General features: G+C 48.5%; 11 protein-coding genes. 5 read left to right on the top strand and 6 right to left on the bottom strand.

Features of this window, described 5'->3' with window-relative positions:
- Positions 1 to 88: 88 nt before the first annotated feature.
- Both PKOR_RS24325 and PKOR_RS02450 read left to right on the top strand, forming a co-directional pair.
- Positions 89 to 2,074, top strand: coding sequence for a peptidylprolyl isomerase (locus PKOR_RS24325; protein ID WP_084694698.1), 1,986 nt, complete (start codon positions 89 to 91; stop codon positions 2,072 to 2,074).
- 10 nt (positions 2,075 to 2,084) lie between these two features.
- Positions 2,085 to 2,504, top strand: a complete 420-nt coding sequence (locus tag PKOR_RS02450; RefSeq protein ID WP_046308948.1) for a VOC family protein — start codon at positions 2,085 to 2,087, stop codon at positions 2,502 to 2,504.
- 84 nt (positions 2,505 to 2,588) lie between these two features.
- Here PKOR_RS02450 and PKOR_RS02455 read toward each other — a convergent pair whose 3' ends face one another.
- Positions 2,589 to 3,266 (bottom strand): thioredoxin family protein, encoded by a 678-nt coding sequence (locus tag PKOR_RS02455; RefSeq protein WP_235337160.1) that lies wholly within the window; start codon positions 3,264 to 3,266, stop codon positions 2,589 to 2,591.
- Positions 3,267 to 3,456: 190 nt separating this feature from the next.
- Here PKOR_RS02455 and PKOR_RS02460 point away from each other — a divergent pair, with 190 nt between their 5' ends.
- Positions 3,457 to 4,440: an NAD-dependent epimerase/dehydratase family protein gene (locus tag PKOR_RS02460; RefSeq protein WP_046308949.1), complete on the top strand. Its 984-nt coding sequence runs from the start codon at positions 3,457 to 3,459 to the stop codon at positions 4,438 to 4,440.
- Positions 4,441 to 4,491: 51 nt separating this feature from the next.
- On the opposite strand, the gene PKOR_RS02465 is transcribed toward PKOR_RS02460, so the two are convergent.
- From PKOR_RS02465 to PKOR_RS24675, 3 genes are all read right to left on the bottom strand, one after another.
- Positions 4,492 to 5,454, bottom strand: a complete 963-nt coding sequence (locus tag PKOR_RS02465; RefSeq protein ID WP_084694699.1) for a DUF1684 domain-containing protein — start codon at positions 5,452 to 5,454, stop codon at positions 4,492 to 4,494.
- Between the two features lie 102 nt (positions 5,455 to 5,556).
- Positions 5,557 to 6,612 carry an AraC family transcriptional regulator gene (locus PKOR_RS02470; RefSeq protein WP_084694700.1) on the bottom strand — a complete coding sequence of 352 codons (1,056 nt, stop codon included), beginning with the start codon at positions 6,610 to 6,612 and terminating at the stop codon, positions 5,557 to 5,559.
- Between the two features lie 102 nt (positions 6,613 to 6,714).
- Complete coding sequence (locus PKOR_RS24675) at positions 6,715 to 6,894, bottom strand: hypothetical protein (protein WP_148561617.1); 180 nt, start codon at positions 6,892 to 6,894, stop codon at positions 6,715 to 6,717.
- Between the two features lie 343 nt (positions 6,895 to 7,237).
- Here PKOR_RS24675 and PKOR_RS02475 point away from each other — a divergent pair, with 343 nt between their 5' ends.
- Both PKOR_RS02475 and PKOR_RS02480 read left to right on the top strand, forming a co-directional pair.
- Entirely contained in the window at positions 7,238 to 7,624 is a 387-nt protein-coding gene (locus PKOR_RS02475; RefSeq protein WP_046308952.1) for a DUF6334 family protein, read from the top strand.
- Between the two features lie 48 nt (positions 7,625 to 7,672).
- Positions 7,673 to 8,689 (top strand): glycoside hydrolase family 5 protein, encoded by a 1,017-nt coding sequence (locus tag PKOR_RS02480; RefSeq protein ID WP_046308954.1) that lies wholly within the window; start codon positions 7,673 to 7,675, stop codon positions 8,687 to 8,689.
- Positions 8,690 to 8,843: 154 nt separating this feature from the next.
- On the opposite strand, the gene PKOR_RS02485 is transcribed toward PKOR_RS02480, so the two are convergent.
- Entirely contained in the window at positions 8,844 to 9,539 is a 696-nt protein-coding gene (locus PKOR_RS02485) for an ABC transporter ATP-binding protein (protein WP_046308955.1), read from the bottom strand.
- Between the two features lie 37 nt (positions 9,540 to 9,576).
- Positions 9,577 to 11,052, bottom strand: a complete 1,476-nt coding sequence (locus tag PKOR_RS02490; protein WP_046308957.1) for a DUF5687 family protein — start codon at positions 11,050 to 11,052, stop codon at positions 9,577 to 9,579.
- Between the last annotated feature and the right edge of the window lie 1,067 nt (positions 11,053 to 12,119).

Raw genomic sequence — 12,119 nt, forward strand, 5'->3', positions numbered from 1 at the left:
TATAAAACTCAAATCATATTTCAAAGCACCCCGGCCTGCTGCTTTTCAGTGCATTTTAGTAACTTGAGGCTTCTTTACAACAGTACTCATGAAACTACACTACACTTGGTTGCTAGCCCTTGGCACGCTTGCCTCCTGCCAATACCTGCCCCTGCAGCGCAGCACTAACGCTGTAGAGCCTTCTAACAATAAGTTTGGAGATGTTACGCTGCAGAAGATCTATACTTTGCAAGACGAGCGTAACACCAGTGCACTGCTACCTTACCTGAGTAACCCACATACCCCTTACCGCCAGCAGGCTGCACTTGCCTTTGCCTCTGTACAGGACACGACAGCACTACCTGTGTTACAAACACTGCTTGCAGACTCTGTAGCAGCTGTGCGCGAGGCTAGTGCCTACGCCTTAGGGCAGATTGGGCACAGCCGCGCCGAAGCAGGGATGATCCAACGTCTGGCCAATGAGCAGAACCCTGAAGTGCAGGCACAGCTACTGGAAGCCCTGGGTAAAACAGGAACGGCCAGAGCTGCCGATTACCTGGCCAGCTACACGACAACAAATCCAACTGCACAGGCTGGGCAGGCTTGGGGTCTGTACCGCTTGGGCCTGAGGCAACAGCAAAACCAGCAGGTAGTACAGAAAGCTGTAAACTTTTTGGCAGCCAACAATATCTATGAAGTACGCCTGGCGGCTTCAAACTTTTTGGCCAGAACACCAAAGCTTGACCTGACACAGTACCGACAGCAGTTGTTAAACGCTGCTACTTCTGATAAGGCACCCGAAGTACGTATGGCCACAGCACAGGCTTTGGCTAAAGTACGCGCTATAGATAAAGCATCATTTCTGTCTAACATTGCCCAGAGCGACCCTGATTACCGGGTGCGTCTGAGTGCAGTGCGCTCCATGGGAGGCTTAGAGTTTCAGGAGATAAAAACTGCTGTCCTAGCCGCTTTGCAGGACCAAAACATCAACACGGCTGTGGCTACCTCAGAGTTTCTTCTCAGTAATAATGCCGGTGTACCAGCCCAAACGCTGCTGGGTGTGCTTCCGAACCTGCTCGATGCGCGCGTGCGAAGCAATGTTATCTGGGTTATCCTGAAAAACAGCCAGGTGCAGAACCGTCTTTACCTCAACCCGCGATACAAACAACAATACCACAACGCCAGAACGCCTTACGATAAGGCGCACCTGTTAAAAGCGCTTTCAGGCGACTTTAACAACCATGAGTTTATTGCAGAACAGGTGTTCCTGGCAGAGGAGCCCATTATTGCTACCACCGGCATGGAGGCCCTGATCCTGATGCGCCAGCAGCCAGATTTCCCAAGAAGGCTGGAGGCGTCTTTTGCCGATATCTTTAAGCATGCCGTTGGCTCCGGCGATGTAGCTCTGGTAGGCATGGCAGCTGCTGCTATACGTGATCCGAAGCTCAACCTGCGAAGCCAGTACAGCAACTTTGAGTTTCTAACCCAGGCACAGCAGAAATTGCAACTGCCCCGCGATATGGAAACCAACATTGAGCTACAGAAAACAATTGACTACCTGAACGGCAGGCGGGAGAGCGAAGGGCCGAAGAACCCGTATACCCACCCGATAGATTGGGAACTGGTAAAAACCATACATACCAACCAGCAGGTATTGCTACGAACTGAAAAAGGAAGTATAACCCTGCAGCTGTTTGTAGAAGATGCTCCAGGCTCTGTTGCCAACTTTGTGGAGCTGACTAAACAGGGATTCTTTAACAACCTGTACTTCCATAGAGTTGTACCTAACTTTGTGGCCCAGGGTGGCGACAAGCGTGGCGATGGCTGGGGCAGCTCAGACTATTCCATCCGCTCCGAATTTGCTCCGCTACACTACTACGAGGGCTATGTGGGCATGGCCTCTGCCGGAAAAGACACAGAAAGCAACCAGTGGTTTATTACCCACTCGCCTACTCCACACCTAGATGGCCGCTATACTATCTTTGCTAAAGTAATAGACGGCATGGACGTGGTACATCGCTTGGAGGTAGGTGATAAAATTGTGGATGTTGAAGTACTGGGATTACTGCCAACTGTAACCAGCGCCACCAAGTAACATTGACCCAATGAAAGAACAATGGCCTGATGAGCTGCCTGTAGCACAGGTGCGGATAGCCCGACCTACTGATAAATTACAGGAAGTGGAGCGGTTTTATTGCGAAGGTGTTGGCTTGAGAAAGCTCGGCAGCTTTGAAGATCACAACGGCTACGATGGTATCATGATAGGCTTGCCTGGTTTTCCGTACCACCTGGAGTTTACACAGCATGAACAAGGTAGCCCCTGCCCTGCTCCATCAAAAGACAACCTGCTGGTGCTTTACATACAAGACAAGCAACGCATCAGCCAAGTGGTGCAACGTCTGGCTCAGATGGGTTTTCCGAAGGTAGAACCCGAAAACCCTTACTGGAAAGCAAAAGCAGCGGTAACAGTTGCAGACCCAGACGGCTGGCGACTTGTGCTGATGCCAACAGCAGGTATAAGCTAAAAAGAAAGGCTGCTCTGTTAGAGCAGCCTTGTATATTTGATGGCAATCGTTCTCTTTTCAATGAGAACTACATACAGCTACAGATTAAGAGCAACGTGCAATATTTAAGTCTGCAGGAGCTGTCAATTGAGACCACTTGCAGATTAGCTCTTTAAACTCATTTTGTAGTGTACGGCTGCGGTCTTTTGCATACCAGCCATGTAGCTTCTCTACAAACTCTGTGTAAGGTACATTAGCATCCTTCATTTCCTGGAACAATTGCTGAGCAGGCTCTGGTCTTGGCCCCCAGGTACCAAGTACTTCCAACGTGTTTGCATCCAGCGCAATAAGCTTAGGTATAGAACGTCCACCATTGGTCAGGTATGCATCCATAACATCAGGGTTCTCATCACGAAGCAGCAGTTTTACATCAATAAGAGGTGAGGCGTCGGCAATTTTTACAATTGCTGGCAAACTTTGGGCTGCATCACCACACCAGGCTTCTGTCAGTACTACCCAAATCATTTTTGTCTGCACGCTTAAAAGCACCTTAATGAGGTCGTCTTCCAGCACAGTTTTCTCTACTCGACGCATACGGTGCATGTTCATTCGGGTATACTCCACCATTGCATCAGAGTGGTTAGTGCCAGTGGTCTTGTTCTCGGCCAATAGCTTGTCTATCATGTCGCGGTACTGAACGTACGAGATAGCTTGCGAAAGATGCTCGGGAGTTATAACTGAGGTTGCCATTGCTGTATCTACCATATTATTCGGGTCTATCATAAATATTTTATTAACTATATATTTTACAAATCTCTAGCTGATATAGTTCCGCTGAAACGATGATGTGCTGTATTCTGCGCCAAGCCAAGAGATAGTTTTGCGCAATATGTCAAGCGGTTTGCAGCATCTGTCAAGAACGAAACATACTCTGTACCATACCTTTGCCGTATAACAATAAAATTAGGCAAGCATGGCTACGAACACCTTCAGATTTTTAGTACTCGGCGGAACAGGCAGCATCGGGTACGCCTTTACCCAAGAACTATTGCAGCACCAGGAGCAGGCAACGCTACTGGTACGTAACAAGCAGAAGGCACAAAAGTTATTTGGGCAGCAGCCAACGTTACAGCTAATAGAAGGAGATGCACAAGACGGTGAACTGCTGAAGCGCTTAGGAGCAGAAGCAACGCACATCTTCCATGGGGTTAATTACCCTTACGAGAAGTGGCAAAATAATATGGAGCGTGTAACGCAAAACGTTATTGAGGCCGCAGCCATAAACAAATCTACCATTTTTTTCCCAGGAAACATATACAATTTTGGATTAATTGATGTCATCACAGAACTAACACCCCCTAAACCTAGCACGAAGAAAGGAGCCATACGGGTAAGACTGGAGCAAATGCTACGGCAGGCTGCAGAGCAGGGCAAGTGCCGTGTGATAAACCTGCGCATGCCTGATTTTTGGGGTCCAAATGTAATGAATGAAGGTATAGCGCCTGTTTTTAAAGGAGCCTTAGAGGGCAAAGCTATGCCTTGGCTCTATAGAAACGATATTCCCCACCAGTTGGTGTACACACCTGATGCCGCCAAAGCCTTCTATGAGCTGGCAAAGCTACAGCCCCAGGAGCCTTATGTAGAATATAACTATGCCGGGGAGGTAGTCCCGAGTATAAAACAATGGCAGGCACAAGTTGCCGAGGTAGCAGGTACCGAGGCCAAGTATAAGCTCTATCCGGGATGGCTTTTTAAGGCAATGGGACTGTTCTCTCCGGGCATGCGCGAAATCAGTGAGATGGGATATCTGTGGAAGAATACGATCCTGCTGAACGATGATAAACTCCGCCAGGCCCTGCCCAACTTAGAGCACACGCCAATGCAGCAGGCGATAGCAGAAACGCTGGAATGGCATAGGAGAAGTTGGAGAGTTGGAGAGTTACGAAGTGAAGTATAAAGCGAAGCTATAGCCTCATGACATAAGCCCCTGCTTACTTCTCAAAATATTCTAATTTCCTAGCCTTTTAACTTCAACACTTTCTAGTGTGCTTTTTTCGCCTGCAGTAACGGCTATTGGCAAGAAGTTTTGCTTAGGTGGCAGTGGGCAGGTAGCATAGCCGGTAAAGGCGCAAGGCGGGGTGTAAGCCTTATTAAAGTCTATCACTGTTTTGCCACTGGCATCGGGCTTAGGCATGTATAAGTAACGGCCAGAACCGTAAGTTTCGGTGCCATTGGTTTGGTCGGCGAAGATGATGAACAGCTCCTTGCCCTCTTCCAGAGCATCTAAACGGTATTGCTGCCCATTGAGCGTAAACACCACAGCTCCCGGCGAAGGCTCCTGCGAAGTTTGCCCCAGCACATTTATAATAGCGATCTGCTTTGGCAGCGGATTTTGCTCTAGCCTTGCTTCCAACCGCCACTCAGCCTGTACTGGGTATCGTTCGATGCCCTCAAACGTCTTACGTGCTTCGCTCTCTGCATCCCACAGCCTTACAGCATACTTATCTCCGCGCTTGATCACAACCCACTTCAAAGCTCCATGGCGCATCTCAGGAGCGTGCTCCATAGCAGAAGTATGTACTACAACCTCCTTTTGCACTTGCTTACCATCCAGCGTAATATCAGCACCTGTGTTTACCTGCAACTTCACTTCGCCTCCATCAAGAACAAAACGACCAGCCTGTGCAGTAACTTTCCCCTCAGGAAACACGATGCTGTTACCTGCTGCACTACCGAACGTGTTCTCGCCCGGCTCCAGCCAATACAACCCTACCAGAGCAAGCCAGCTATCTTCTTTCTGCAGGTTTTCTAATCGCTCTGCATGCCATTGGCTTATACTTGCCACATATGCTGAATCGACCTCAAAGGCTGAGGTTACAGCCTGGGTTTCTGCTTCATCCTTAGTCTGGGTTTGAGAGCAGGAAGTAAGTATGATTCCGGTTAGTGCGGCAGTGATAAAAAGAGATTTCATTATGAGATATGGAAATACAGAAGGCAAAGGTACGTTCAATTTACCAGCAAAGTATACAATCGCAATTTTGATAGGGAGGAGTCATTTTTCAAAGCTCCTGGTTTAGGCCACTGCCATACGCTGCCGGTAAGCAGCCGGAGGCATGCCGGTCCACCTCTTAAAGGAGCGTGAAAATACGCTTGGTTCTGCAAAGCCTAGCAGGTAAGCAATATCTGTTATTGTTTGCTGGTTATCTTGCAGGTGCTTTATGGCTATTTCTTTCCGAACCTCATCCAGCAGTGCCTGGTAAGTAACGCCTTCTTCTTTTAATCTGCTTTGCAGACTGCGCACGCTCATAGCCAAGCTCCTCGACACCAGGTTTATACTTGGCTCCTCTCCTTTTAGCAGTTGGGCAATCTCGCGCTGTACCCGCTCCCGTACCGTCTTTGGTTCCCGCAGCCGTTGCAGATACTCTTCAGCATACTTCTCAAACAACTGGTTTAGCTCTGGGTTAGCTGTTACTATGGGCAACTCCAGGTAAGAAGCATCAAACACTAAGCCACTGCTTTTAGCATCAAAAATCAGCTCAGCTCCTGAAAACACCCGCTCATGCTCCTTTATACTGGCGGGGCGTGGATAAGCGAATAGCACCTGATTAAACAAAACTGGCTGCCCCACGAGTGCCGAAAAGGCATTTTTATAAATAACCAGCTCCGAATCCAGTGCATTTCGCGGGTTCTCCAGCACCGGACTTACCACTTGCAGCTTTATAAAAGCCTGCTGCCCCTGTACCTCCAGGCTCGTCTGGATAGCTCCGCATACAATATCCTGATACTTGCACAGCTTCAGCAGCGACTCGTGCAGCGTAGCAGCATTCATCATCACGTATGCGATTGTACCCATGGAAGTGGGATTAATGATTTCGGCCACATGCAACGCCAGATCAGGATCACTTGTGGCGGCTATAGCGGCATCCCAAAGGTCCTGCACCATTGCTACCGAGATACGGGCATTTACATCCTGCACCACCTGCATATCGAGCCCCACCTGCTGGCAAATAGCCCCCACATCCTGCCCTTGTTGGCGCAGCACATGCAAAAGCAGCCCCACCGACGGTGCACTAAGAGAATGAGCTTCCTGTGTCATCAGATACAAGTATGGTTTCTGTATTTTTGACATTCCCACCGCTAAAGCAGGTTGGATTCCTGGGCTACCTGGCTACTGCGACCCTATATCTCCCAAGCTGAAACGGTCTGCCCGACCGCCTTCTTTCTTATATTTCTAGCTGCTGACGCATCCCGGTGCAGGGCATGTTTGCTGCAGCAAAGGTAACAGCCGGCAAGTGCAGGCGGTAGAACATAGGGTAAGACCGAACCCAGCAAAAGTGAAGGGATGCTGCACCACATCCAGAGCGTCTTTGCCCACATCGGCGCCCAGGTTCTGACAGAGTAAATTCTTCATAGCTGAAAGGGGCTTAAGTGGACAAAAAACATTCATCTTCCGGGCCTACACTCACTCATGCCTGCGGATGGGGCAGCCGCTAGGTACTGTCCAGGCTTTTAAGAAGAAGAGAAAGGGAAGGGCTTGCTTGGGGGCGACATCATCAAAGTGTCTAGTGCAAGGGCTTTCTCCTTCCCTTTCTGTTAGCTTACGTTTAAGAGCCTGATAAAATTGCACATACGCTTATACTGCCAAAGATATGAGTGCCAGGGCTTTCTTTGGCATTTAATCGTAAATGTAAGAAAGAGCTTAAACAGATGCAGCTATAGTTTGGTAAAGTATAATTTTATATTTTAGAAATCAGATGGATAACACAGCAGATTTTGAGCTTTTAGTTGGCAAGGAAGTAACGCAGGCTTTTGCGCTGCATGACCTGGAGTATGGTTGGCTACAAAGGGTAATATTCCAGGTAGACGGCATGCAACTGCTTGTTTCGGTAAACCCAGACACCGACGAAATAGCCGCTTTTATACTTCCTGAGATAGATTTTTTAGCACTAGAGCAACAGTTCAGCTTTACACAGATCTCAAACCAGCGCAAAAGGATCAGCCGGATTTGGCGCATGACCAACCAGCTTGGCTACGAAGACGGACTGCAACTGGAGTTCGATGATATGGAGGGAACAAATGTGCAGCTGCTCGCGGAGGCCTCGCAGTTAAAGTTTACGATTTTTCGAAGATATACATGGTAGTCAGTCTAAAAGCTAACGCTACTCATTAGAACAAACAACACTCCCCTTATGATAAAATCTTCTGTAAAGACGGCACTTCTGTGCCTTCTGCTCCTGGTTAGCGGCGTATCGCTAGCTCAAAAAGCTTCTAAACTAAGCCTGGTAAGCGTAAAAGGAAACCAATTTGTAACGGAAGACGGAAAAGTGATCGTGTTCCGGGGACTAGACACAAGCGACCCTGATAAACTGCACCGCGAGGGGCGCTGGAACAAAGCATATTTTGAGGCCATGAAAAGTTGGGGAGCTAACCTTGTAAGGTTTCCGGTGCACCCGGATGCCTGGCGCAGACAAGGCAAGGACAACTACATGAAGCTGCTGGACCAGGGCGTGCAGTGGGCCAATGAGTTGGGAATGTATGTTAACATAGACTGGCACAGTATCGGCAACCTATGTTCGGAAATGTACCAGAGCGAGGGCTACGAAACTACACGAAAAGAGACTTTCGAGTTCTGGCGCACCATGTCCAGCCACTACAAAGACAACACTACTGTAGCCTTCTTTGAGCTTTTTAACGAGCCTACGGTGATGGGTGGCCAGATAGGCACTTGCAGCTGGGAAGACTGGAAGAAGCTGAATGAAGAGATGATCACAATTGTAAGGGCTAACGGCTCAAAAGCAATACCGCTGGTAGCTGGCTTTAACTGGGCCTACGACCTTACTCCTATAGCCACTGCCCCCATAAATGCTGAAGGCATAGCGTACGTAAGCCACCCTTACCCTATGAAGCGGGAAAAGCCGTGGGAGCCAAAATGGACCGCAGATTGGGGCTTTGCAGCTAAGAAGTACCCCATCATGCTATCAGAGATCGGTTTCTGTGGCCCTGACGAAAAGGGAGCCCACGTACCGGTAATCAGCGACGAGTCTTATGGTGAGGCTATAACCAAGTATGCAGATGACAATGGTATTTCCTACTCTGTTTGGGTATTTGACCCGCAGTGGTCGCCTATGCTGATAAGTGACTGGAATTTTACGCCTACCCGCCAAGGCCGGTTCTTTAAAAAGGCTCTGCAGAAGTATAAGCACTAAGTGAAGTAAAAAGGCCCCTCCACAAAAATATGGCGGGGCCTTTCTTTTAAAACATTCTGCCTGCCTAAATAGGAGGCTTCTTTACCAGTACTTATGTCGATTGCTGTAAGCTTGCAACAGCACAAGTTCCTAACATCATAACTTGGAAAAGCAATTATACTGTAAAATAAGTCTCTAGCTCGCGTAGCGTGTTCTCGTTTGTTTGCATGTCCTGCACCAGTTGGCCTTTCTCCAGGATCATGATGCGCTCGCACACTTCAATCACATGGCTCAGGTCGTGGCTGGAAATGAGCATAGTCATGCGTTTCTGCTCTCGCAGGTGACGCAGCAGGTTCTTCAAACGGATTTGCGAGCTAGGGTCCAGGTTGGCGAAAGGCTCGTCCAGAATCAGCAGCTCAGGGTTAGAGAGTGCGGCAGCGGCAACCCCGATCTTCTTCTGGTTACCCTTGGAGAAGTCGCGGATGTACTTGCGCTGTTTCAGGATCTCATCATTGAACAAGTCCATGAAAGGCAGCAAGCGCTCTGTTAAGTCACCGTCAGACAAACCGTGCAGATCACCTATAAACTTAAAGTACTCCTCAGCGGTCAGGTAATCGATCAGGAAACCTTCATCCAGATGTGATCCTGTATATTCTTTCCACTCCTCGGTTTGCGCCACATTAACGCCTTTAGAGTATACTTCACCTTTGCTCGGGCGTATCAGGTCCAGGATCATTCGGAAGAGCGTCGTTTTGCCCGCACCGTTGTTGCCTACCAGTCCTACCGCCTCACCTGCCGCAATTGTCAGCTCCGGTATATTTACCACAACTTTGCCGCTGTACGCTTTCTCAATGTTTTTTACCTCTATCATATGTTTCTTGCTCAATGATGATGCTTATTTTATACTTCTAATCATGCCGGAATCCGCTAGCTAACTTATACTTGTGCTGTACAAACCGATTCGCAGTCCACTGCAGTAGCTGCCTTTGAAAAGAGAAGCCTATCAAGCCAATGAGGCCTATGGCTGCAACACCCATGTACGGTACATCCAGTAACCCAAAGGGTAGGTAAATCAGAATAGGCAAAATCATGACTGGCAGCATCATAATGTATACAGATGCACCTACGCCCTGCCAGTTAAAGGCCGAGCTTTTACTTAAGTCGAGGCGGCTGGTGTTGTAAACTGAGAAAAAGAAAAGTATAAACACGTTCACCCCAATATTGAACAGGAAAGCGGCTGTGTTGATGAGGATAATTTTATACCCGAAGAACCCGTAAGGAAGTGTAACCAGGTATGCCAGTGTAGCAACCGGCACAAAAATCCAGAACTTAGCAGCGTAAAACTGGTAAGGTGAAATACGCCGTGTAAGTATGGCATCGAAGTGGCCGCTCTGCCAGCTCGGTATAAACTGACCGTAGCTGAACATGGACATGCCCGTCATCATGATGCCCACAAAGATAAGTCCGACAAAGCCTTCCATGTACCTCTCGCCCCTGTAAAACAAGAAGCCATAAAGCAGGAAAATAACGGACATAGTAACAAGCGATTTTGAGCGCTTGTGTCGCCAGATAAGCTTCAGCTCCAGTTCTACCAGCTTCCCAAGCTCCCCAAAGCGACTCAGGAAGACAATTCCTTTACCCTCTACTTGTATGTTTTGCCGCACTGTCAGCTCCTCTGGGTACGTGTGTGCCTTCAGGTAATAGTAGTTTAGCAGGTAAGCTGCTGCTAGCAGCAGCATTGGCACTACTACCAGCCAGGGCTGTTGCAGTATGGTACCAAACACAGCTTTTGATACAGCAACCAGCGAAAAGACACCAAAGTAATCCAGCCCCACCAGACCAGCCACAATTATTCCGAACAGTAAAGTAAGTACAGGCTTGGTGCTAAGCTGCCGCTTAAAATAAATCAGCAGAAAGTTGTTGAAGCATGTGAGTCCCATCAGAGATATCAACCAGGCAGTAGCCGCCCCTGGGTTATAAAAAGGTATCACCGCCGTCACCATAAAAGGCACAAAAACCAGCAGACAGATAAAGTTAAACATACTCGGCACTGACTTTAGCAGCACAAAGTGTATTAGCTTAGCCTTTCTGACAGGCAAATGCAGGTATGGCTGTACTGACAATACGGGTAACTCCTGCATCAGGAAGCGTAAGAACAGGTCGATGAGGAAGTAGAACAACAACGCTCCATTAAAAACAGCAACAGGCGATTGCCCTGGAAACAACTCAGCCAGTACTTTATGCAAGGTAAATCCTAAAATCAGGAAAATGCCGCCGAAATAGAGAATCAGCAAGCCCATGATAATGTTAAGCGCCAGGCTCTTTTGAAAGACCGAGGAGCGGTACCTTGATTTCCACTGGTGGTTGAGTAGGGTCAGAAGCATAAGGATGGGGTCAGAATATATCGTTTTCTAAATATGCTTAGAAATATCCAATAGTTCAACTATTTCCCTGATGCTTTAGACAAACCTAATAGAATTTTATACTTGCTATAATATGCTCTCGATGAACATTATTTAAGGTTAGACTCACCCCTGCTCCGCTTGACTTTCCACTCCTTCCCCTACCTCCAAAAGCAGGGGAAGGAGTTTTACTGTAGCTGCTTCTTCTACAGTATAAGCCCTGTGCTTAGAGCTATTCAGGCGAACCCAGCCCTACCCCTCCGAGGAGGGGAATTTTCGTGAACGATAAACATCCCCCTGCCTTCAAAGGGGGAGTAATTTCAAGCTCCGTCAGCAGTGGCTACTTGACCTGATCCCAGTCCTTGGATTGTGAGCGCCTTGTGAAATCCGGTGCCGCGTGAGCAGCAGCGCCCTGGCGCAGGAGGGAACGCAGCGCGATGCCCTTATCGACGGCCCCTACCCCCAGGACGAGGCCCCGCGGCCTTGAGCGCAGAAAGTGTACAATGGAATGAGCTGGTTGTGAAGCTTGAGGATGAGCAGAGACTATATAGGATAGCTTTTATCGAATGGCGGCAAGCAGCGGCTAAAGTATAAGCACGAGCTGCAAGCTCACGCCCAATGTCATTCAGTTAAGGAATTTAATCTTATGTGCATTGCTTTTTCTTTCATGAGAAAGAGCAGATTATTTGTCGCGTAAGGGGGTTTTAATGGTAAATGCGGTGGAGCCAAGTATAAAAGCAGGTCGCAAGACTTCACCAGGAAGCGTGTACTACCTTTTAAGCTATTGGCGGTTTTGATGGCTCTACAAAAGCCGGGCTCTGGAGATAGGAGAGTTCTTCAAGGAGCCTGCCCAACCGAAGGTGAGCTTAAGCCTGGGTGCTTGCACGCAGGCCAGGCAGAAGCCTTCACCGACCTTACTCCACACCTTCAACCTGGCGTTTTACACAGATAATGATGAAAGGGCAGGGCTGTTAAAGTGTATGCGCATCCTGGCCGCAGACGGCTCCACGCTGGACCTGCCCTTTAGCTCGGGGTTGGCAGCAGCCTAC

The sequence above is a fragment of the Pontibacter korlensis genome (assembly GCF_000973725.1).
Taxonomy (GTDB): Bacteria; Bacteroidota; Bacteroidia; order Cytophagales; family Hymenobacteraceae; genus Pontibacter; species Pontibacter korlensis.